The organism is Sphingomonas sp. HITSZ_GF, from assembly GCF_029543155.1.
Lineage (GTDB): Bacteria > Pseudomonadota > Alphaproteobacteria > Sphingomonadales > Sphingomonadaceae > Sphingomonas.
On record NZ_JARQXA010000004.1, the window covers coordinates 413,209 to 435,946 of the forward strand.

The window sequence follows — 22,738 nt, forward strand, 5'->3', positions numbered from 1 at the left end:
CAAATTGGCGGATCGTCGCACCGGCCATTGCTCCCGTGCAACGATTGTGGAGGATGCCGGGCAACGTGGGAGAGTGGATATGCGTCGGGCAGTTCGATTCGGCTTGCTGGCATTCGGCGGCGTAGTGCTGGTATCAGCGAGCGGCCCGGCGCCCGACATGGATGGCGCAGTGAAGGCGGCGATGGCCGATACCGGGGCCCAGGGCGTCGCGGTCGCGCTGATCGACAAGGGGCAGGTCGTCTCGGTGAAGACCTGGGGCGCGCGCAACGCCAAGGGCGATCCGCTCCAGCCCGACACGATCCTGTACGGCGCCTCGTTGACCAAGGCGGTGTTCGGCTATCTGGTCACCCAGCTCGCCGCGGAAGGGAAGCTCGACCTCGACAAGCCGATCGCTGCGATGCTGGCCAAGCCGATCCCCGATTACGGCAATGTCGAGGGCTATGGCCAATGGGGCGACCTGGCCGGCGATCCGCGCTGGGCGAAGGTGACGCCGCGCCACGCGCTCACCCATGCGACCGGCTTCGCCAACTTCGCCTTTCTCGAGCCCGACCGGAAGCTGCGCTTCCACTTCGACCCGGGCAGCAACTATGCCTATTCGGGCGAAGGCATCTCGCTGCTCCAGTTCGGCGTGGAGAAGGGGCTGGGGCTGAGCGTCGAGGCCGAGCTGCAGCGCCGCTTCTTCCAGCCGCTGGGGATGACCCGCACCAGCCTGATCTGGCAGGACCGCTTCGCCGGCAATCTGGCGGACGGCTGGGACGAGGCGGGCAAGCCCGAGCCGCATGACGACCGCAGCCGGGTGCGCGCGGCGGGTTCGATGGACACGACGATCCACGACCTGGCGCAGATGGCCGCGGCGATGGTGCGCGGCTATGGCCTGCCGAAGAAATGGCGGGTGGAATATGCGCGCGGCACGCAGAAGATCGCCAGCAGGACGCAGTTCCCGACGCTGAACAACCCGGCGGGGCCGGGCGAAGGCACCGATGCGAAGGCGGCGCTGGGCGTGATCGCCTTTACCGGGCCGCAGGGGCCGGGCTGGCTGAAGGGCGGGCATAACGACACGACCGCGAACACGCTGGTCTGCCTGGAGCGCGGGCAGCGCTGCGTGCTGATCCTGGGCAACGACGTGCGGATCGAGAAGGCGTTTCCCGGGCTGGTGCGCGCCGCACTGGGCGAGACCGGCGTGCCCTATGCCTGGGAATATGGGCCGGGGGCGAAGTAGAGACGAAAAGGCCGGGGTGCGAACCCCGGCCTTTCGCGTTTCACCTGGCGATCGGCCTCAGAAATCGATGCCGAAGGTGCCGAACACCTGGCGCGGGGCCGAGGCGTGGAACACCAGGATGGTGCCCGCCGCATCGTCCGGCGCGAACACGCTCGAATCGAAGTTCGAGGCATAGCGCTTGTCGGTCAGGTTGGTGACGTTCACCGACAGCTTCGCGCCCTTGATCCAGCCATGCGCCCCGAAATCATAGCCCATGCCGAGATCGAAGGTGGTGACCGGGCCGAAGCTCTGGTCGTTGGTGTAGGTATAGTAGCGGCGGCCGGTATATTTGCCCTGGATCGAGCCGAAGAAGCCGTCCTTCCGGAGCGACAGCACGCTCGAGAACATCGTCTTGGGCGTATCGACCTGCTGCTTGCCGGCGGTTGCCTTGATCACGCAGGTGGTGGTGCACCAGTTGAGATCGTTGTCATAGGTCGACTTGTTGTACGACGCCGAATTGTACCAGTTGATCCACGGCGCCGGCTTCCACAGCACGCCGATCTCTGCGCCCTTGCTGGTGACGCTGCCGGCATTGTGGAAGCTGTTGCCGCAGCCCGGATTCTGCTGCTGGTTGGTCGGGCAGGGATTGTACTGGAGCAGGCGGTTGTCGAACTTGACGTAATAGCCCGACAGCGCGACCTGGAGCGGGCCGCCGACATAACGATAGCCGCCTTCGACGCTCTTCGAGGTTTCGGGCTTCAGATACTGGCCCTGCTGGTTCCACACCGTCTGCGAGACCGACTGCGGCCCGAGCTTGAAGCCGCCCTGGTACATGGCCATGTTCTCGGCATAGCTGGCGAACAGCTCATGGCCGGGCGCCACGTTCCAGTGCACGCCGACTTCCGGCAGGAAATTGTCCTTGGCGACCAGCGAGCCGGTGGCGAACTGGCTCGAGGCCGGCGGCGCCGCCTTGGCGATGCCGCGGATCGCGGTGGCGTCCGAACGCGAATAGGTGCTCTTGAAGCCGAAATCGATGCTCAGCGCATCTTCGAACAGCTTGACCGTGTCCTGCACGAAGAACTGCTGGGTGTGCCACTTGGTCTCCTGAACCCACTGGGCGGTGTCCGGCTGGCCCTCGAGGAACTGGGCGAGGCTGAAGGGCGCCTTGACGTTGGTCCAGATGTAGCGCGCCGCGCTGCTGGTGTTCTCTTCCACCCACAGGCCGGCCTGGAAATTGTTGAAGCCGAGCTGCCAGGTGACGCTGCCGACCACGCCGGTGCGGTCGATCGTGTAGCGCGTGTCGCGGATCTGGACGGGCAGGTCGTCCGCCGTGCTGGCGGTGCCCTGGTTCGACAGGCCGGCGATCCAGTTGTTGCCGGCGCCCTTGTCCTGGTGGTGATAGACCTGGGTGTGGACGCTGAGCGCCTTTGTCAGATCGAAATCGCCCGACAGATAATAGAGGTCGTCGTTCCGCAGGATCTGGCCGTTGGTGTAGGTGACGTCGGCATTCTTCTGCGGCGACGGGGCGGCGGCGCACTTGTAGGGCGTGGTGGTCACGGTGCAGGCGGCGACGCCGAGATAGCGGTTCCAGTCGGGCGCATAGCCGGCCCAGTCCCAGCCGAGGCGACCCAGCATGTCCTTCGACAGGTAGCTGTCATCGGCCTGGTTGGTGCGCGAGATGTCGGCGAAGGCGGTGATCTTGCCGCCTTCGAACTGGTACACCGCCTTGGCGTTGAGCTGCTTGCCGGTGGACTTGTTGTAGGCCCCCTGGTTCACGAACAGGTCCTGCTGGACATAGTGGCCCGAGACATAGGCCGAGAAGCCGCCATGCTCGCCGGTGTCGAAACGGGCGAAGCCGCGGAAGCTCTGCGCGCTGCCGACGGTCTCGTTGACCGACAGGCCCATCTGCTTCTTCGGATCGCTCGAAATATAGGTGAGCGCACCGCCCAGGTTGCTGGTCGAGGGAATGCCGAGGCCGGCGATGCCGGTGGCGAGATCGGCGCGGCCGAGATTCTCCGAGATCAGCGCGCGGCTGATCGTGAGGCCGTTATAATTGTTGTAGGCGCCGTCGCCGAGCGGCATGCCGTCGAGCGTGTAGCCGAGATGCGTGGTGTTGAAGCCGCGGACCTGGAGCGAGAGCGACTGCTCGTTGGTGCCCAGCGCGTCGATCGACTGCGCCATCACGCCCGGCAGGAAGTTGAGCGCCTTCTGGATGCTGGTGCCCGGCGGCAGCGTGTCGAGGTTGGACGGCAGCAGCGTCGAGACCGAGCGGGTCTGGCCGCTGCCGATCACGACGATCTGGGCGTCGCCGCCCTCGCTGTCGTCGCTGCTGGCGACGTTGCTGTCGGCGCTCTGCGCATGCGCGGCGACGGGCGCCAGCGCGGCCGAGGCCATGAGCAGCGCATAGGCGGTGCCGCGGCGCGTGAAATTGGTCATTGGTCTTTCCCTTCCCAGCAGCCGGATGGCCGCTCCCAGGGGCGCCGCTAGGGAGGGTTGGGGTCAGGATCGTTACGGTACGGCGACAGTTCTGTGACGCGCACGGGCGCGGCGCCGCAGCCCGGCCCCGGGGCCGGTGGATGTCGGCGAGGGACGGCGGGGTGGCGCGTTATTGCGGGGCGATGGTGCTGACGATCAACGAGGCCGTGCCGCTCACCTCGGCGAGCACCTTCAGCTGTCCATCCGCGACCCACAGGCCGCGTGCCTTCACGTCCTGAACCTGTCCCTTGATCTCACCGACCGACGGGACGGGCACGGCGAAATTCGCATAGTCGCGGCGAAGCCGGGCGAGGTCGCCGCCATATTCGAAGCGCGCGCGCGATTCGAGAAACTCCTCGATCTTGCTGTTCGCCAGCTTGTCGACGACCTTGAGAAGTACGTTGCGGGTGTCGACGTCGAACTTGACGTCGGTGAGCGAGACCAGGTCCGCGTTGTCGGCTAGCGTGGGCGTGGCGGTCAGATAGATGGTGCCCGCACCGCGCAGCAGCTCGTTGCGGTGCTTCATCCGGATCGCGATCACCAGCTTGGCGCCGCTCTGATAGACCCGCACGCTGCGGACCTTGACCGGAATGTCCCGGTTCTGGGCGACATAGTCCTTGGCGGCGGCCTGCAGCTCGGTGCTTATCCGCTCGAGCGGCACCTCTCCGCGGGCAATGATGTTGAACCGATTGGGCCGGTCCTCGCGGCGCACGGCGAGCGTGGTTTCCGCGGATGCCGCGGGCCTGGCACCAACGGAGAAGACCGGCGCGGCAACGACGCCGGCATGGACACGAACGGCATTCTCGTCGCCTTCGCGCCGGGGCGTGGACACGAACAATCCCTCGGGATTGACCTCGATCCAGGCATCCGGCCCCAGCGCGATCGGCTCGCGAAGGCCGGCGGCGAGCTTGCGGAGCTGATCCGGCAGGTTGAGGTCCGACCCGGCCCGATCGAGCTGCTTGTTCACGACCTTCTTCACCGTCTCTTCAAGGGCGAGTTCGATCGCCTTGTTGGCCGCGAACGTGCCCGGCGAAAGATAGCCCTGGAGCTCCGCGGCTTCGAGCGCGCCGGGCGCGCAGAGCCGGCGCCAGTCGAGCTGAACGTCCTCCAGCGCCAGGTCGAGCTCCGCGGACGGAGTGACCTTGATCCGCGCGCTGGCATCGACCGCGACCACCGCATCGCAGTTCAGCGCGCCGCGGACCGTGGTATTGGCGGACAACAGCCCCTGCTTGACGTCGACCTTCGCATTGAGATCGAGCAGCGCCTTGACCTTGAGCTTCTCGCCGGCGGCCTGGATCGAGATCGAATCGAGATCGACATGATAGTCGAGCCAGACGCTGGTGGGGGCGACCGCTTCCTTGATCAGGACGATGTTCTCCACCTGATCGCGATACACGGCCTGGGCGGCAGCCCAGCAGGACCGGATCGGCGACGTGACGGTTTCCCATACCCGCGTGACGCATCCCCAGGGCTTGCGGCTGCTGCAGGTCCTGCGGCGGCTGGTGCTGTATCCGGTGATCGCGCAACCGGCGGCGCGAGCGGGGGTGACGAGAATGCGGACGATACGCTCCTCGACAGAGCGCTGCTTGACCAGCAGCCGCGCATTGATCTCGTCCGAGCGCCCCTTGAAGAGTGTGCGCCCGGCATATTGATCACGGATCTGCTGTTCGAGGACCGTGGCGGGGAGCACGGCGTCCATCCCGATATAGGAGGGCTCGGCCCGTACCTCTGCCGGCTGGCCGTTCGCGGTCTCCACCGGAGCATCGATCTTCCAGGTGCAGCCGCCAAGGGCGAGCCCGCACAGCAAAAGTGTCGCAGCAAGGCGCATATGATCCTCCCCCTGTTTCGCCCGACGGAACTAGTCTCCGTGTTCTGCGGCGCGCCGATCCAATATCCCGATCAGCGATTCGACTTCCCGCGCAAAAGCTGCATCGACGATGCGCCCCCCGCTGCCGGTGACATGGATCGCGACCAGTTCGCGCCTGCCGCCGGCTTCGCGCCACACCGGGCCGCCGCTGTTCGATTTGAACGTCTCTATGTCGTAATAGGCGAGGTCCTCGCCGATCCGGGTTATCTGCCCCTTGGCCTGGAACAGATCCCAGCCGCTATATTTGCCGCCCGGATAGCCGGCAAAGCGGATCGCATCTCCTGCGGAGGCCGGCCTGGCCGCGAGCTCGAAGGGCGCGCTGGACGCGATCGGCTTGCTGAGGCGGATGACGCCGAAATCGCGCGAGAAGCTGCGGCCATCATAGGCCGACGCGTCGAGAGCCTGCCACGGCTCGATCGTCTCGTCGATCGTTGCCGTTCGCGCGTCCATGGCGCCGCACCGGACCGTCACGCTGCGGATGCGGGACCGGTCCTGATAGACATTGTGCCCGGCGGTGATCAGGTAGCGCCCGCGATAAAGGACCGCGGAGCCGGTATAGTTGCGCGCGAATATCAGGGCGATCCGGCGCCGAATCCACAGGTGGCAGACATTCTGGAGCGCCGGGTCCGCGATCGGCGGGCTTACGCGGACCTGTTCGTTCAGCGCCTGCGCCGCGGCCGAAGACAGGGCGCCCGGCACGAACAACTGCGCAAGCAGCAAGATGCTGATCCATGGCTTGCGTAACAGATGCATCGCCACTCCCCCAAAAAGCGATGCAACTGCATGAATTAATAGATGCAAATCTGTCAAAGATTATTACGGGGCGACATCGATTTTGCCGCCACCGTGGGTCGACAGTTACGCCCCCACCTCGGTCAGCTTGTCCAGCTGGGCGGGGGTGAGCGTGACGTTCAACGATCCGAGCAGTTCATCGACCTGCGCGAGCGAAGTGGCGCTGGCGATCGGGGCGGTGACGCCGGGCTGGGCGGCGAGCCAGGCCAGCGCGATCTGGGCGAGGCTGGCACCGGTCTCGGCGGCCACTTCGTCCATCGCGGCGAGCATCGCCGGCCCCTTGCCTTCCATGAAGGCGGGCATCCGGCCACCGCGCACGCTTTTGCCGAGATCGGCTTCGGAGCGGTACTTGCCGGTGAGATAGCCCGAGGCGAGCCCGTAAAAGGGCACGCAGCCGACATTATACTGCACGCACAGATCCTGCAGCTCGCCCTCGAACTTGTGGCGGCTGAGCAGGTGATATTCGTTCTGGAGCGCGCGGTAGTGCGGCAGCCCCTCGCGCGTGGCGATGTCGAGCGCCGACTTGAGGCGCGCGGCATGGAAGTTCGAAGCGCCGATCGCCTGGACCTTGCCTGCCTTGATCAGCTTGTCGAACGCGGCGAGGACCTCTTCCTGCGGCACATTCTCGTCGTCCTGATGCGCGAAATAGAGGTCGATCGTCTCGACGCCCAGGCGCTTGAGGCTGGCGTCGCAGGCAGCGGCGATGCGCGCGGGGGCGAGCTTGGTGCCGCCCTCGCCATCGAGCATGCCGACCTTGGTGGCGACCTTGACCTTGCCGGCCTTGCCCGAGCTGGCGAGCCATTCGCCGATGATCGCCTCGGACTCGCCGCCCTGATGCCCGGGGACCCAGGCCGAATAGACGTCGGCGGTGTCGATCAGCGTGCCGCCGCCCTCGCTGAACCGGTCCAGCACCGCGAAACTGGTCGCCTTGTCCGCGGTCCAGCCGAAGACGTTGCCGCCGAGGATCAGGGCAGGCGTCTCGATGCCGCTGGCGCCGAGGGCGCGCCGGGTCACGTTGGTGCTCATTGCTGTGTTCCGTTGCTTGCGTTGACGTCGATCGAAGCCGCCGCCGCATCGAGCTGGCGCGATTCGCTGGTGCTCAGGCCGCCATCATTGTCGTCGCTGCCGCCGCGCCCGCAGGCCGCCAGCGCGAGCAGCAGAAGGAGCGGGGCGGCGCGCATCAATCGGTGTCGCCGTCGCCCGAGCCCTGATCCGCTGCGGCGTTGCCGACCGGCACGGCCTGATCGTAATTGCTCTCGGCGGCGCCGAAGGCGGCATTTTCGGCGGCGTTCACGTCGCTGACCGCCTCGCCCATCGTGTTGCTGTCGCCCGCGACCGATTCATTGGCCTCCGCGGCTTCGTTCTTCGCCTTGTTGCCGCAGGCCGAGAGGCCGAGCAGCGCGACCGCCGCGAGCGGGAGGAAAGCCTTGCGCATGGAGAGGACCCTTTTGCCGAAATTGGCCCTTGGGGTAGCCCAGCGGAGGAGTCGGGCGCAACGGGCTAATTCCTCCCCCAGCTTGTCTGGGGGAGGGGGACCGCCGCCGCAGGCGGTGGTGGAGGGGCGCGGCGGGCACCGGCGCGTTCGCGCCGGCCCCTCCACCATTCGCTGCGCGAATGGTCCCCCTCCCCGAGACAAGCTCGGGGAGGATTTGAAGGTCCTCCGTTGACCCCATATAAAGATATCTTTATATGTCTAACTGCCATGCAGCAGGCCCTCGCCATCTTCCGTGCCCTTGCCGATTCGACGCGGCTGCGCATCCTTGCGCTCGTTCGCTCGATGGAGCTGAGCGTGGGCGAGCTGGCGCAGGTGCTCGGGCAGAGCCAGCCGCGGGTGAGCCGGCACGTGAAGATCCTGTGCGATTCCGGGCTGCTCGAGCGGCGCAAGGAAGGCAGCTGGGTGTTCGTCGGCCTGGGCGCCGCGGCCAAGGTCTATCCGGTGCTGGCTGCGCTCGACCAGTGGGACCAGGCCGATCACTGGATGGTCGCGGACGAGGCCCGGCTGGCGGCGGTGCGTGCCGATCGCGCCAGCGCCGCGGCCGAGTGGTTCGAGAGCAATGCCGGCGAATGGGATGCGATCCGTTCGCTCCATGTCGCCGAAAGCGAAGTCGAGGCCGCGATGGCCCGCGCGCTGGGGGATGGTGAGATCGGCTATCTGGTCGATATCGGCACCGGTACCGGGCGGATGCTCGAGCTGTTCGCGCCGCGTGCCGAGCGCGCGCTGGGCATCGACCGTTCCTCCGAGATGCTGCGGCTTGCCCGCGCCAAGCTTTCCGAGCAGGGGCTGGCCAATGCCGAGCTGCGCCAGGCGGACCTGTATGCGCTGCCGATCCAGGATCGCGGCGCCGATCTCGCTATATTGCACCATGTGCTGCATTTCGCGCAGCAGCCGGGCGCGGCGATCTGTGAGGCGGCGCGGGTGCTCGCGCCCGGCGGCCGGCTGCTGATCGCCGATTTCGCGCCGCATGAGCGCGAGGAGCTGCGGCAGAAGGATGCGCATACGCGCCTCGGCTTCTCGGACGAGCAGGTGCTCGGCTGGTTCGAGGCGCATGGGCTCGCCCCGGTCCAGGTGGAGACGCTGGAGGGCGGCGAGCTGACAGTGAAATTGTGGCTGGGTCGCAAGACCGGCCAGGTTACGGAAAAGGTGAAGGCCGCATGACTATCCTTGACCCGCTGGCGGCGCCGCTCTTCGCGGACGTGGCGGGCGACATTGACGTGAGCTTCGAATTCTTCCCGCCCAAGACGGAGAAGATGGAGGAGACGCTGTGGGACTCGATCGAGACACTGAAGCCGCTCGATCCGCGCTTCGTCTCGGTCACCTATGGCGCCGGCGGCACCACCCGCGAGCGCACCCACAATACGGTGGCGCGGATCGCGCGCGAGACCGGCATCCCGGCGGCGGCGCACCTCACCTGCGTCGAGGCGACGCGCGAGGAGATCGACCAGGTCGCCGAGGAATATTGGGCGGCGGGCGTGCGGCATATCGTAGCACTGCGCGGCGATCCGCCGCGCGCGGGCGAGAAATACGCGACGCATCCGGGCGGCTATGAGAATGCCGCGGACCTGGTGGCGGGGCTGAAGAAGCTGCACGACTTCGAGATCTCGGTCGCGGCCTATCCCGAATGCCATCCGGACTCGCCGAGCCAGATGGCCGACCTCGACAATCTCAAGCGCAAGATCGACGCGGGCGCGACGCGGGCGATCACCCAGTTCTTCTTCGAGCCCGAGACCTTCCTGCGCTTCCGCGACGATGCGGCGGCGGCGGGGATCACTGCGGAGATCGTGCCGGGGATCATGCCGGTGATGAGCTTCGCCAGCGTGGTGCGGATGTCGGCGATGTGCGGGACGCAGGTGCCGGGCTGGATGGAGCGGCTGTTCGAGGGGCTCGACGACCGCCCTGCCGCGCGCCAGCTGGTCGCGGCGACGCTGGCGGCGGAGCTTTCGCGGAAGCTCTATGCGGGCGGCGTGCGGCAATTCCACTTCTACACGCTCAACCGCGCCGAGCTGAGCTACGCGATCTGCCACCTGCTGGGTGTGCGGCCGAAGGTGCCGGCGCTGGTGGGGGCGTAAGGTTCTAATCGTCATCCCGGCCTTGTGCCGGGATCCACCGGGCCGCTGGGTGCTGGTGGAGAGGTTCTAGCAGGAACGGTGATGCCGATGCCTGCTGCACAGTGGACCCCGGCACAAGGCCGGGGTGACGGAGAATGCAAGTGAGCGCACGCGAGAAACTGCTGGCCGAGGCCGCCAAGCGTATCCTGATCACCGACGGGGCGTTCGGCACCGAGATCCAGAACTGGAAGCTCGACGAGGCCGCCTATGCCGGCGATCTCGGGTTGGGCCACGACCAGAAGGGCAATAACGACATCCTCGCGCTGACCAAGCCCGAGGTGCCGGCAAGCATCCATCGCGCCTATTTCGAGGCGGGGGCCGACATTGCCGAGACCAACACCTTCTCGGCCAACCGGATCAGCCAGGCCGATTATGGCGCCGAGCATCTGGTGCGCGAGATCAATGTCGAGAGCGCGAAGCTGGCCCGCTCGATCGCCGACGAGTTCGAGGCGAAGGACGGCCGTCCGCGCTTCGTCGCCGGCGCGCTGGGGCCGACCAACAAGACGCTGTCGCTGTCGCCGGACGTCAACGATCCCGGCTATCGCGAGATCGACTTCGATTATCTGAAGGATGTCTATCGCGAGCAGATCGACGCGCTGGTCGAGGGCGGCGTGGACTTCATCCTGATCGAGACGGTGTTCGACACGCTCAATGCCAAGGCAGGGATCATGGCCGCGATAGAGGCAGGCAACGACCTGGGCCGCGACCTGCCGATCATGCTGTCGATGACGCTGACCGACTTGTCCGGCCGCAACCTGTCGGGCCACACCGTCGAAGCCTTCTGGCACGCGGTGCGGCATGCCAGGCCGGTGACGATCGGGCTCAACTGCTCGTTCGGCGCCGAGCAGCTGCGCCCGCATGTGAAGACGCTGTCGGCGCTCTGCGACACGCTGATCATGGTCTATCCGAACGCCGGCCTGCCCAACGAGCTCGGCGCCTATGACGAGCTGCCCGCGACGACCGCGGGGCTGGTCAAGGAATGGGCCGATGCCGGGCAAGTCAATGTGCTCGGCGGCTGCTGCGGCTCGACCCCGGCGCATATCAAGGCGATCGCGGATGCCGTGGCGGGCCTGCCAGCGCGGCCGATCCCGGTGCCCGAAGTGCGCACGCGGCTGGCCGGGCTCGAGCCGTTCACGATGGCGGCGTGACCATCCAAATCCTCTCCCGGAGGGAGAGGGGGACCGCGAAGCGGTGGAGAGGGAGTTTCCACACGCGGGCCGTTTGCTTGGGGATACTCCCTCTCCACCATCCTTCGGATGGTCCCCCTCTCCCTCCGGGAGAGGATTTAGGAATGAAAGAATGACCAACCTCTCCACCGGCTTCGTCAATATCGGCGAGCGCACCAACGTCACCGGCTCCGCGCGCTTCAAGAAGCTGATCATGTCGGGCGACTATGCCGCTGCGGTGGAAGTCGCGCTGCAGCAGGTCGAGGCCGGCGCGCAGGTGCTCGACGTCAACATGGACGAGGGCCTGCTCGACGCGCATGAGGCGATGACGACGTTCCTCAAGCTGATCCAGGCCGAGCCCGACATCGCGCGGATTCCGGTGATGGTCGACAGCTCGAAGTGGGACGTGATCGAGGCGGGGCTGAAGTGCGTCTCGGGCAAGCCGATCGTCAATTCGATCAGCATGAAGGAAGGCGTCGACCAGTTCCTCGACCATGCGCGCAAGTGCATGGCGTACGGCGCCGCGGTGGTCGTCATGGCGTTCGACGAGGTCGGCCAGGCCGACACGAAGGAGCGCAAGGTCGAGATCTGCGAGCGCGCCTATAACCTCCTCGTCGGGATTGGCTTCCCGCCCGAGGACATCATCTTCGATCCCAACGTCTTCGCAGTGGCGACGGGCATCGAGGAGCACAACAATTACGGCGTCGACTTCATCGAGGCGTGCCGCGAGATCAAGGCGCGTTGCCCGCACTGCCACATCTCGGGCGGCCTCTCGAATCTGAGCTTCTCGTTCCGCGGCAACGAGCCGGTGCGCAAGGCGATGCACTCGGTGTTCCTCTACCACGCGATCCCCGCGGGCATGGACATGGCGATCGTCAATGCCGGCCAGCTCGACGTTTACGACCAGATCGAGCCCGAGCTGCGCAAGGCGTGCGAGGACGTGATCCTCAACACCGATCCGGAGGCCGGCGATCGCCTCGTCGCGCTCGCCGAGAAGTTCCGCGGCACCGATGCTGCGGCGGAGAAGCAGGCTGCCGAGTGGCGCGGCTGGTCGGTCGAGAAGCGGCTCGAGCACGCGCTGGTCAAGGGCATCGACATGTATGTCGTCGAGGATACCGAGGAGTGCCGCCTGGCGTTCGCACGCCCGATCGAAGTGATCGAGGGCCCGCTGATGGACGGCATGAACGTCGTCGGCGACCTGTTCGGTTCGGGCAAGATGTTCCTGCCGCAAGTGGTCAAGTCCGCCCGCGTGATGAAGAAGGCAGTGGCGCATCTGCTGCCCTTCATCGAGGCGGCGAAGGAGCCCGGCGCCAAGGGCAAGGGCAAGGTGGTGATGGCCACCGTCAAGGGCGACGTCCACGATATCGGCAAGAACATCGTCGGCGTGGTCCTGCAGTGCAACGGCTTCGACGTGGTCGATCTGGGCGTGATGGTGCCCTGGTCGAAGATCCTCGAGGCGGCGAACGAGAATGATGCGGACATGATCGGGCTTTCGGGGCTGATCACGCCGTCGCTCGACGAGATGGTGACCGTCGCCGAGGAGATGCAGCGCGCCAACATGTCGATGCCGCTGCTGATCGGCGGCGCGACGACGTCGCGCGTGCACACCGCGCTGCGCATCGAACCGGCCTACACCGGGCCGGTGGTGCATGTGCTCGACGCCAGCCGCGCGGTGGGCGTGGCGACGGCTTTGGTCTCGGACACGCAGCGCGATGATTATGTCGCCAAGGTCGCGGCGGAATATGAGCAGGTCCGCCAGGCACGCGCGGGCCGCGGGCAGAGCGAGCTGCTGCCGCTCGAAAAGGCGCGCGACAATGCCTTCGAAGCGGACATGAACCTGAAGCCCACCAAGCCGCGCATGCCGGGCGTGCACGACTTCCCGGACTGGGACCTCAAGGACCTGCGCCAGTATATCGACTGGACGCCCTTCTTCCGCGCCTGGGAGCTGGCCGGCAATTATCCGGCGATCCTGACCGACGAGGTGGTGGGCGAGAGCGCTTCGTCGCTGTTCGCCGATGCGCAGAAGATGCTCGACACGATCATCGCCGAGAAGTGGCTGACCGCGCGCGGCGTCGCCGGGCTGTGGCCGTGCCGGCGCAAGGGCGACGACATCATCGTCCATGTCGGCGACGAGGAGCATGTCACGCTGCCGATGCTGCGCCAGCAGATCGCCAAGCGCGAGGGCCGGGCGAACATGTGCCTGGCCGACTTCATCGACACGCAGGGCGATTGGATCGGCGGGTTCGCGGTGGGAATCCACGGCATCGAGCCGCACCTCGCGCGCTTCAAGAACGCGATCGACGACTATTCGGACATCCTGCTCAAGGCGCTCGCCGATCGCCTCGCCGAAGCCTTTGCCGAGCGGCTGCACCAGTTCGTCCGCACTTCGCTCTGGGGCTATGCCGAGGGCGAGCAGCTGACCAACGAAGCGCTGATCAAGGAAGAATATCGCGGCATCCGTCCGGCGCCCGGCTATCCGGCCTGCCCCGAGCACAGCCTCAAGCCGATCCTGTTCAAGATGCTCGACGCGCATCACCGCACCGGCATCAGCCTGACCGAGAGCTTCGCGATGCTGCCGACCGCGGCAGTTTCGGGCTTCTATTTCGGCCACCCCCAGGCGGAGTATTTCGGCGTGGCGCGGATCGGGCAGGACCAGCTCGAGGACTATGCCGTTCGCCGCGGCATCGATCGCGAGCTGGCGACGCGCTACCTGCGGCCGAACCTCGACTGAGGATCGCGATTTCCGTTCCCCGGCCTTCCCGGGGAACGGAAATCGCCGGATCAGGGCTGGGTGTAGCTGCCCTTGGTCCAGCCCGAGGTGCCGGGATCGGCGCAATATTCGACCGTGGTGTCGCCGCCGGTGACGTAGAGCCGCAGATGCTGCCCGGCCGAATCCGCCCAGGTCGTGACCGAGGCCTGCGACCCCGGGAAGCTGGCACCGGCGACCCAGCCATTGCCGTCGTTGCAGCGCTCGCTGATCGTGTAGCCATCGCTCGAATAGACGCGGATGTGCAGCGCGTGGCTGCTGTCGAACCAGCTTGTCGCGCAGGTTGCTATCGGAAAATTCGGATTGTCTCCGGGCATGTGATTTCCCCCCTTTTTGCCAGGCCGCCCCCCGCTGGTGCGGCCGGCGGCAAGCTCCCGCGTCCACCCTGCCGGCGCAATCGGCATTGCAACCGGATCGGTGCAGCCCGTGGCGCATAACCCAGGTTGATTGCGGATCGCTCGGCATCGACTAACGTTGGCGCGTTCGACCCCGATGCCGGAGCCTGCATGACCGAAAGCCGCAAGGAAAAGACTTCGGTCGCGAAGCAGCTTGGCCCCGGCCTGATCACCGGCGCGGCGGACGACGATCCCAGCGGCATCGCCACTTATTCGCAGGCCGGCGCCCAGTTCGGCTACGGGCTGATGTGGACGATGGTGCTCACCTATCCGCTGATGTCGGCGGTGCAGCTGGTGAGCGCGCATATCGGGCGGGTGACCGGGCAGGGCCTGGCGCACAACATGCGCGAGCTGCTGCCGAACTGGCTGCTGACGCTGCTGGTCACCGTGCTTTTCCTCGCCAACACGATCAACATCGGCGCGGACATCGCGGCGATGGGCGATGCGGCGCAACTCGTCGCCGGCTGGGGCGATCACTGGTTCACCATCGTGTTCGCGCTGTTCAGCCTGCTACTCCAGGCCTTCGTGCCGTATCACCGCTATGCGCGGGTGCTGAAATGGCTGACGCTGTCGCTGTTCGCCTATGTCGCGGTGGTGCTGGTGGTGCAGGTCGACTGGGCGGCGGCGGGGCGCGGGCTGGTGGTGCCCAGCCTGAGCGGCCCGCAGGCGATTGCCACCGTGGTCGCGATCTTCGGCACCACGATCAGCCCCTATCTCTTCTTCTGGCAGACCGCCCAGGAAGTCGAGGAGATCGAGGACGACGACGAAGCCAAGCCGTTGACCGAAGCGCCCGAACAGGCGCCGCGCGAGATCAGGCGGATGCGGATCGACACGTTCGTCGGCATGGCCTTTTCCAACCTGATTGCGCTGGCGATCATGGTTGCCGCCGCCGCGACGCTGCACGTCCAGGGCGTAACCGAAATCAACACTGCCGCCGATGCCGCCGAGGCACTGAAGCCGGTGGCCGGCGATTTCGCCTTCGCGCTGTTCGCGATCGGCATCATCGGCACCGGGCTGCTCGCGGTGCCGGTGCTGGCGGGATCGGCCGGCTTCGCGGTGAGCAACGCGCGGGGCTGGCGCTGCGGGCTGGAGCACAAGGTGGCGGAGGCGCCGGGCTTCTACGGCGTGATCGCGCTCGCCATCCTGCTGGGCATCGTGCTCGACTGGTCGGGCATTCCGCCGATGCAGGCGCTGTTCTGGAGCGCGGTGGTCAACGGCTTTGCCGCGGTGCCGATCATGGCGGTGATGATGATCATCGCGACGCGGCGCCAGGTGATGGGCGAATTCCGCATCCGCGGCCCGTTGCTGCTGTTCGGCTGGGCAGCGACCCTCGTGATGGGCGCAGCGGCGGTGGCGATGCTGGTGTGGCGCTAAGGCTAGCTTGCCGCGCCCTGCCAAGCCGCTAAGCTTCGCGGAAAAGCATGCGAGGGGCAGATGGCAGACGGCGCAGGCGAGCCGACGGGCAAGGATATCCGGCTGGTGATCGGCGCATCGTCGCTGGGCACCATCTTCGAATGGTATGACTTCTTCATCTGGGGCACGCTGACCGCCACCGGCATCCTGCAGCACACCTTCTTCCCGGCGGGCAATGACGTGCTCGCCAGCCTGCTCGCCTGGGCCGCCTTTGCCGTCGGCTTCGGCTTCCGCCCGCTCGGCGCGGTGCTGTTCGGCTATCTCGGCGACCGGATGGGGCGGAAATACACCTTCCTCGTCACCATCACCGTGATGGGCCTGGCGACCGCGGGGATCGGGCTGGTGCCGAGCTATGCCGCGATCGGCGCGGCGGCGCCGGTGCTGATCCTGATCATGCGGGTGGCGCAAGGGCTGGCGCTGGGCGGCGAATATGGCGGCGCGGCGATCTATGTCGCCGAGCATTCGCCGGGCGGGCGCGCGGGCTTCCACACCAGCTTCATCCAGGCGAGCGTGGTCGGCGGCTTCATCCTGAGCCTGGCGGTGGTGCTCGCCTTCAAGGCGCCGATGGCGGCGGAGACCTGGGCGGCCTGGGGCTGGCGGCTGCCGTTCCTCTTCTCGATCCTGCTGCTCGCGGTGTCGCTGTGGATGCGCCTGAAGCTTTCCGAGAGCCCGGTGTTCAAGGCGATCAAGGAAGCCGGCGAGACGGCGAGCAACCCCTTCGTCGAGAGCTTCACCTATCCGGGCAATCTGCCGCGGCTGTTCGTCGCGCTGTTCGGCATCGCGGCCGGGCTGACGGTGATCTGGTACACCTCGATGTTCTCGGTGCTGTCGTTCCTCACCGGGCCGATGCGGATGGATCCGACCACCGCGCAGCTGATCTGCGGCGGCGTGGCGCTGGTCGGGTGCAGCTTCTTCGTGCTGTTCGGCCATCTCTCCGACAAGGTGGGGCGCAAGATGCCGATCGTGATCGGCTATGCGCTGACGCTGGTGCTGCTCTTCCCGCTGTTCTGGGTGATCGGCGGCGCGGCCAATCCGGGGCTGGCCCAGTCCGCCCGCCACGCGCCGGTGGTCGTGCGCGGGCCCAATTGCAAATTTGATCCCTTCGCCGCGAAGCAGTTGGATGCCTGCGGCCAGGTGCTCGACCAGCTTTCCAAGAAGGGCGTCGCGTACAAGACGCAGCGCGCCGATGCGGTGGTGGTGACGATCGGCGGCGTTCCGGTCGAGGATATCGGGCCGGCCGGGCTCGACGCGGCGCTGGCGGGGGCAGGCTATGACCTGGCGCCGGCGGTGCCTTCGCCGCGCAATATCGCCGTGATCGTGCTGGCGATGCTGGGGCTGATGGCGCTGGCGGGGGCGACCTATGGCCCGGTGGCGGCGCTGCTCAGCGAGATGTTCCCCAGCCGGATCCGCTATTCCTCGATGTCGATCCCCTATCATCTGGGCACCGGCTATTTCGGCGGCTTCCTGCCCTTCATCAGCCAGTACATCGTCGCGCGCACCGGCGATCCCTATGCCGGGCTGTGGTACACGATCGCGGTAGTGGCGATGGCGCTGCTGGTCACGGCGTTCGGCCTGCAAGAGACGGCACCCGTCCGTAAGAAGCACGCATAGAAAAGGCCGGCGACCTTGCGGTTGCCGGCCCTTCCCTCTGGTTTCCGGTTGCCCGGGGGCCGAAGCCCCCGAAGCGATCAGAAGCGAACCGCCGTGCTCGCGAAGAACTGGCGGCCGACATAGTCGAACCCGGCATAGAGCGGCGCGCTGCCGACGCGGTTATAGGCACCCGACGAGGTGACGGGCGGCTCCGTGTCGAACAGGTTGCGCACGCCCAGCGTGAAGCGGACCTGATCCGTGCGATAGGTCGCCGAGATGGTGTGCAGCCAATAGTCCGGCGTCGAGAAATTGTAGGTAGGGCCGGCGCCGTAATAGGCGTTGGTATCGGTGCTGTCGGTCCATTCCGCGCTGTAGTGCACGCTGAACTTGTCGATCGCATAGGTCGCGTCGAACGTGCCGGTGAAGCGCGGAAAGGCGTTCGAGTTGTTGATGATCTTGCCGATCAGATCGACGATCGGATCGGTCGGCAATTGCTGCGAATGGCGCCGCAGGAAATGCGATACCTGGCCGTTGAGCGTCATCTTGCCGCCCGCGAGCGGGAAGGAGACGCGGGCGTTGTAGTCGAGCCCCTGGAGGTACGACTTCGAGATGTTCACATAGCCCGTGGTGATCTGCAGTGCAGTGCCGTTACGCTTGACCAGGCCGCATACCGCGAGCGCGCGGAATTCCACCGAGTCATAGCACTGTGCCATGATCGTCGCATAACCCAGCTGGGCAACGCCATTGTTCACGGTAAGATCGTAGTAATCGACCGAGAACGAGGTCTGTACGTCACCGAAGCGCGGCGTGAGCACACCGCCCAGGTTGAGATTGGTCGAGGTTTCCGAGGTCAGGCCCGATTCCGCGCCACCACGCTGCAGGACCGTGATGCCCGCGTTCTGCGTGAAGCCAAGCCCGATCCCGTCTGCAGCGCAGTTGCGCACGCGGTTGGGGTTTGAAGCCGTGGTCAGGTTGCCGCAGATATCGTTCGCAGCGTTCTGGAAGCCCGAAGTCGCGCCCAGATACTGTTCGAACAGCTGCGGCGCGCGGAACGACGTGCCGTAGCTGCCGCGGAACATCAGCCACTTGGTCGGGGCGAACGCACCGCCCACCTTCCAGGTCGTGTTGCTGCCATAGGAGCGATAATCGGTGTAGCGCGCCGAACCGGTGAGCGTCAGGTCATGCACGAAGGTATCGCGCAGGATCGGCAGCTCGAGCTCGCCATAGACTTCGTTGACGCTGTCGTTGCCCCGCGTGGCCGTCGCCGAAGTGGTGTTGAGCAGGTTGCCGCGCTGGCTGTCGTTCGGCGGCGTATCGTCGATGCTCTGCGTGCGATGCTCGAAGCCGACCGCGATCTGCGCGTCGCCACCAGGCAACTTGAACAGCGGGCCGTCGACGTTGAACGCGAAGGTAGTCTCGCGGAACTTGGTCGTGCCGGTGACTTCGGGAGCGATGTAATTGCGCCAGTCGCTCGGAAGCGTGCCGCCGATCACCGATGCACTGAGCGCCGGTGCGGCGACGCAGCCGCCCGTGGTGTTGCGGCAAGCGAAGCCGCTGCCCGAAGCGACGACGTCGAGGCTCTGCGCCAAGCGGTCGGTAAGCACGACCGGCGTGGTGTAGGACGAATCCGACCATGACTTGCTGGCATAGGCGTCGTAGCGGAAATTCGCTGGCAAGTTGCCGCGAATGCCGCCTCCGGCCTTCACGAAGTCCGAAGTCTGGGTGTTGGTGTAGTTGCCGAAATCGATGAAGGCCCGCGCGGCGATCGGCGTACCGGCGATGCAGGTCGGGAAGCTCGCCACCGCGCAGTTGCCGAAGTTCAGATTGCGCAGCGCCGCCGGCAGCAACAGGCTGCCCTGGTTATAGTCCAGCGACAGCTGGCGGTTGCTGGTCTGGCTGGAATTGCGCCGCGTGGCGAGGAATTCGCCATAGACTTCCGCATCGCCCAGCGCTTCGAGCTTGTAGGCCGCGCTCGCATACGCGTTGTAGTTCTCGGTTCCCGAGATCAGCGAGTTGTTGAGGATCGACTTCGGGAAGGTATCGCGCACGTCGAGCGAGATCGTGCCGCCGCCGACGCACTCATAGCCCGGATAGGCGCCGGTGGTCACCGCCGGATTCGGGCGGAAGCGATTGCAGTCGCCGGTATAGCCCGCAGGCACCCCCGCACCGAGCGCTACCATGTTGCCCTTGACGGTCGGCAGGCCGATCGTGTTGACGGTCACGCCGTTGTCGCCGGTGCCGTTGGCAAGGCCGTAGCACTTCGGCTTCCCGGTCGCCGGATCGATGAAGTCGCCGCTGCCCATGCCGCCGCCGGTGCCGTTCAGACGCTGGCCGGTCGAACAGCGGGTGAAGTCGCGATCGCCCAGGGTGAGCCCGTCGCGCTTGTAATATTCGAGCGAGCCATCGACCGAGAAGCGCTCGCCCTTGGTGCCGAACATCAGCGCGACACGCTTCTGCACGCCGGCGCCGACCTGCGGCGAGGTGGTTTCGGCGTTGAGCTCGATCCCGTTGATGCCCTTGCGGGTGATCACGTTGACCACGCCCGCGATCGCGTCCGAACCGTAGATCGACGACGAACCGGCGTTCAGGATTTCCACCCGTTCGACCATGGCGTTCGGAAGCGAATTGAGATCGGCCGAGCCGACCGCGCCACGCGAGCCCGACGGCGCCATGCGGCGGCCGTTGAGCAGGATCAGCGTACGCGAGGTGCCGAGGCCGCGCAGCGACAGGGTGTTGGCGCCCGGGCCGCCGGCGGTGACAAAGCCGCCATAGGCGTTGTTGATCTGCGCGGTGCCGTTGGTGACCGCATTGCTCTGCAACAGGTCGGTGGTGGTGCTGTAGCCGGCTGCCGTCGCATCGTCGCGCGTGATGGTGGTCACCGGATCGGCGCCCGTGAAGCGGCCGCGGATGCGCGAGCCGGTGACGGTGATCGCGTCCTGCCCCTCTTCGGCGCTTTCGGTTTCACCGACGGCCGTCGGTTCCTGATTGGCGTCGGTGGCGGCCGGAGCCGTCTGCGCCGAGGCAACGGCGGGGACGAGCAACAGCGTCCCCATGAGCGCCGTGGCGCCCAGCAAAGATTCCATTTTCACTAAATATACCCCCAAGAGCGTGAATGCTCGAAGGGGGATCATTTAAACAATTGGCGGAAACACAAAGGAAATGCTTCGCATGCCTCCTAATGATTTCGACAATGTTGCGATTATGCGACTATAGATTTCAGGTATAGTAGGATTTCAGCTCCGCTGGCCTCTTATTTTGCCAAGGGGAATGGCATAACAACCAATATGCGACGAAATTTGCGACGAAAGTCTTATCGTTCATTTGTTGTCGTCAGCCGCCGGCTCCTGCCCGCAAATGTCCGAATCGAACGAGAAGGTGGCGCGGCGGCGCAGGGGCGGCTAGTCGCGTCGCATGACTGCTCCCCTGCGCTTGCGGCTGGATAGTGCCGCGCTCACCTCCAACTGGCGGCACCTGGCGAAGCTCAGCGGCAGCGCCGCGTGCGGTGCGGCGATCAAGGCGAATGGCTATGGGCTGGGCGCACGCGAAGTGGCGCGGCGGCTGGCCGGGGCGGGGTGCCGCGATTTCTTCGTCGCGACCTGGGCCGAGGCGGCGGCGCTCACCGATCTGGGACTGACCGTCTCGGTGCTGCACGGGCTGCGCGCCGAGGACCCGCTCGATGCGCCCTTCGCGCGACCGGTTCTGAGCACTGCGGAGCAGGTCGCGCGCTGGAAGCCGACGGGGCGGGTGTGCGACGTGATGGTCGATACCGGGATGAACCGGCTGGGCGTGTCGGTGGAAGAGATCGGCGCGGGCCTGCTCGACGGGCTGGCGATCGAGACGCTGCTCAGCCACCTCGTTTCCGCCGACGAGGACGTGCCGCTCAACGCGCGCCAGCTTGCCGATTTCGGTGCGCTCAGGGGCCGGACGCAGGCAAAGCGGATGAGCCTGGCCAATTCGGCGGGCATCGCGCTCGGTGCCGACTATCATTTCGACCTGACCCGGCCGGGCATCGCGCTCTATGGTGGTTGGCAGCGCACCGGGCATGACGCGATCCGCCAGGTCGCCACGCCCGAGGCGCAGATCCTCCAGCGCCGCCGGGTGCGCGCAGGCGACACGGTGGGCTATAACGCGATCTGGACCGCGCCGGTCGACAGCGAAGTGGCGATCCTCAACCTTGGCTATGCCGATGGCTATCTGCGCTGCTTCTCGGACAAGGGTCTCGCGACGGCAGAAGGCGTGACGCTGCCGCTGATCGGCCGCGTCTCGATGGACCTGACCGCGATCGACGTGACCGCGCTGCCCGCGCTTCGCGAAGGCGACTGGGTGGCGATGTCCTATAAGTTGCCCGAGACCGCGGCGCTGAGCGGGCTCTCGCAATATGAGCTGCTGACCGGGCTCGGGCCGCGCTACGACCGGATCTGGGCCTAGGACGAGGCGGCGCGCGCTTCGTCGGACAGCGCCCAGGCGCTGGTCGGCGCGGCGCGGATCCAGCGGGTGGCGATCCATTTGGTGCCGCTCGCCACCGGCAGTCCGGCATGGCGGCTGCGCGGATGCGGCGCGCCCGCGGCATCGACATTGTCGAAGGCGAGCAGGTCGCCCATCTGCGGCGCGACCTTGAGGCCGAGATCGGGGAAGACCGTCTCGCCGCCCGCGAAATTGTGGTTGATGTAGAGGATCGCCGTGCGGATGCGCTGGTTGCCCTGGCCGGGCAGCGTGTCGAGATGGAGCTTGTACTGCTGGCCCGGGCCATAGCGCAGCACCGTCAGCGGCTCACCCTGCGCGACGACGGTGCCGGTGGCGGCGGCGATGCGGCGGTTGATCGCCTGGACGACCAGCGATTCCTGGGTGGGGCCGATCGGCGCATTGTCCGACGCGCGGATCGGATGCGCGATCATCCGGCCGCTCGCCGGATCGAACACGGTGGCCGGCTGCAGCGACGGCGCGGCGACAGAGGCGATGTGCGCACATTCGATCGGGGTGCAGAAGCCGGGGAAGCGCTGGACCAGCGGATCCCGGTGCAGCACCAGCGGCGCCGGCAGCCGGGCGGGCTCGCCCTGCGGGGTGATCGCCATCTTGCCGAGCAGCTCGAGATGTTGCGCAGCAAGTGGATCGGTAGTCGCGGCGCGGCGGAGCAGCGCGAGCGCGGCCGGCCAGTCGGCAGGGGCGCCGCTGCCATTGGCGGTGAGCGCGATCTCCATCAGCGCGGCATCGACATGACCGATCGTGGCGGCGCGGCGCAGCAATGCGCGGGCAGCGGGCAGGTCGCGCGCGACATATCTGCCCCCGATGTGCCAGATCGCCAGCTCGGCCAGCGCCTCGGCATTGCCGGCATCGCCTGCCGCTGCGAGCAGGGCAGTGGCGCCCGCCGCATCGCCCTGGGCCAGCTTCGCCTGTGCTGCGGTGATCGGATCCAAGCCAGCCTCGCGCAAAAAATAGGGGGCGAAGGTTTCCCCTCGCCCCCCGATTAGC

17 protein-coding genes are annotated in these 22,738 nt (G+C 66.5%); 8 read left to right on the plus strand and 9 right to left on the minus strand.

The features are described from left to right. Positions 1-79: 79 nt before the first annotated feature. Complete coding sequence (locus P6144_RS13770; RefSeq protein WP_277768328.1) at positions 80-1,219, plus strand: serine hydrolase domain-containing protein; 1,140 nt, start codon at positions 80-82, stop codon at positions 1,217-1,219. Between the two features lie 57 nt (positions 1,220-1,276). Here P6144_RS13770 and P6144_RS13775 read toward each other — a convergent pair whose 3' ends face one another. From P6144_RS13775 to P6144_RS13800, 6 genes are all read right to left on the minus strand, one after another. Beyond that, complete coding sequence (locus P6144_RS13775; RefSeq protein WP_277768329.1) at positions 1,277-3,634, minus strand: TonB-dependent receptor; 2,358 nt, start codon at positions 3,632-3,634, stop codon at positions 1,277-1,279. 169 nt (positions 3,635-3,803) lie between these two features. Then, positions 3,804-5,501 carry a DUF4403 family protein gene (locus P6144_RS13780; RefSeq protein ID WP_277768330.1) on the minus strand — a complete coding sequence of 566 codons (1,698 nt, stop codon included), beginning with the start codon at positions 5,499-5,501 and terminating at the stop codon, positions 3,804-3,806. 30 nt (positions 5,502-5,531) lie between these two features. Next, the gene (locus P6144_RS13785; RefSeq protein ID WP_277768424.1) at positions 5,532-6,293 is read right to left on the minus strand and encodes a serine protease; all 762 of its coding nucleotides are present in this window, start codon (positions 6,291-6,293) and stop codon (positions 5,532-5,534) included. 105 nt (positions 6,294-6,398) lie between these two features. After that, positions 6,399-7,358 carry an aldo/keto reductase gene (locus P6144_RS13790; RefSeq protein WP_277768331.1) on the minus strand — a complete coding sequence of 320 codons (960 nt, stop codon included), beginning with the start codon at positions 7,356-7,358 and terminating at the stop codon, positions 6,399-6,401. After that, the gene (locus tag P6144_RS13795; RefSeq protein ID WP_277768332.1) at positions 7,355-7,516 is read right to left on the minus strand and encodes a hypothetical protein; all 162 of its coding nucleotides are present in this window, start codon (positions 7,514-7,516) and stop codon (positions 7,355-7,357) included. The genes P6144_RS13790 and P6144_RS13795 overlap by 4 nt, the downstream gene beginning before the upstream one ends. Then, the gene (locus tag P6144_RS13800; RefSeq protein WP_277768333.1) at positions 7,513-7,767 is read right to left on the minus strand and encodes a hypothetical protein; all 255 of its coding nucleotides are present in this window, start codon (positions 7,765-7,767) and stop codon (positions 7,513-7,515) included. Before P6144_RS13800 ends, P6144_RS13795 begins: the two co-directional genes overlap by 4 nt. 267 nt (positions 7,768-8,034) lie before the next feature. Between P6144_RS13800 and P6144_RS13805 the strand changes: the two genes are divergently transcribed. The 4 genes from P6144_RS13805 (at position 8,035) to metH (ending at position 13,835) form a co-directional block, all read left to right on the plus strand. Further along, the gene (locus P6144_RS13805; RefSeq protein WP_277768334.1) at positions 8,035-8,988 is read left to right on the plus strand and encodes a metalloregulator ArsR/SmtB family transcription factor; all 954 of its coding nucleotides are present in this window, start codon (positions 8,035-8,037) and stop codon (positions 8,986-8,988) included. Then, complete coding sequence (gene metF, locus P6144_RS13810) at positions 8,985-9,899, plus strand: methylenetetrahydrofolate reductase (protein ID WP_277768335.1); 915 nt, start codon at positions 8,985-8,987, stop codon at positions 9,897-9,899. The genes P6144_RS13805 and metF overlap by 4 nt, the downstream gene beginning before the upstream one ends. Positions 9,900-10,039: 140 nt before the next feature. Beyond that, positions 10,040-11,086, plus strand: a complete 1,047-nt coding sequence (locus P6144_RS13815; protein WP_277768336.1) for a homocysteine S-methyltransferase family protein — start codon at positions 10,040-10,042, stop codon at positions 11,084-11,086. A gap of 151 nt (positions 11,087-11,237) precedes the next feature. Beyond that, entirely contained in the window at positions 11,238-13,835 is a 2,598-nt protein-coding gene (gene metH / locus P6144_RS13820) for a methionine synthase (protein ID WP_277768337.1), read from the plus strand. 50 nt (positions 13,836-13,885) lie between these two features. Here metH and P6144_RS13825 read toward each other — a convergent pair whose 3' ends face one another. Then, positions 13,886-14,188: a hypothetical protein gene (locus P6144_RS13825; RefSeq protein WP_277768338.1), complete on the minus strand. Its 303-nt coding sequence runs from the start codon at positions 14,186-14,188 to the stop codon at positions 13,886-13,888. 189 nt (positions 14,189-14,377) lie between these two features. Between P6144_RS13825 and P6144_RS13830 the strand changes: the two genes are divergently transcribed. Both P6144_RS13830 and P6144_RS13835 read left to right on the plus strand, forming a co-directional pair. Next, positions 14,378-15,640: an Nramp family divalent metal transporter gene (locus P6144_RS13830; protein ID WP_277768339.1), complete on the plus strand. Its 1,263-nt coding sequence runs from the start codon at positions 14,378-14,380 to the stop codon at positions 15,638-15,640. Positions 15,641-15,700: 60 nt separating this feature from the next. Continuing rightward, on the plus strand, positions 15,701-17,290 hold the full coding sequence (locus P6144_RS13835) for an MFS transporter (RefSeq protein WP_277768340.1): 1,590 nt from the start codon (positions 15,701-15,703) through the stop codon (positions 17,288-17,290). A gap of 77 nt (positions 17,291-17,367) precedes the next feature. Here the strand turns inward: P6144_RS13835 and P6144_RS13840 are convergent, their stop codons facing one another. Next, positions 17,368-20,352, minus strand: coding sequence for a TonB-dependent receptor (locus P6144_RS13840; RefSeq protein ID WP_277768341.1), 2,985 nt, complete (start codon positions 20,350-20,352; stop codon positions 17,368-17,370). 328 nt (positions 20,353-20,680) lie between these two features. Here P6144_RS13840 and P6144_RS13845 point away from each other — a divergent pair, with 328 nt between their 5' ends. Next, positions 20,681-21,697 (plus strand): alanine racemase, encoded by a 1,017-nt coding sequence (locus P6144_RS13845; RefSeq protein WP_277768342.1) that lies wholly within the window; start codon positions 20,681-20,683, stop codon positions 21,695-21,697. Here P6144_RS13845 and P6144_RS13850 read toward each other — a convergent pair. Further along, positions 21,694-22,683 carry a 2OG-Fe(II) oxygenase gene (locus P6144_RS13850; RefSeq protein ID WP_277768343.1) on the minus strand — a complete coding sequence of 330 codons (990 nt, stop codon included), beginning with the start codon at positions 22,681-22,683 and terminating at the stop codon, positions 21,694-21,696. The genes P6144_RS13845 and P6144_RS13850 overlap by 4 nt on opposite strands. Between the last annotated feature and the right edge of the window lie 55 nt (positions 22,684-22,738).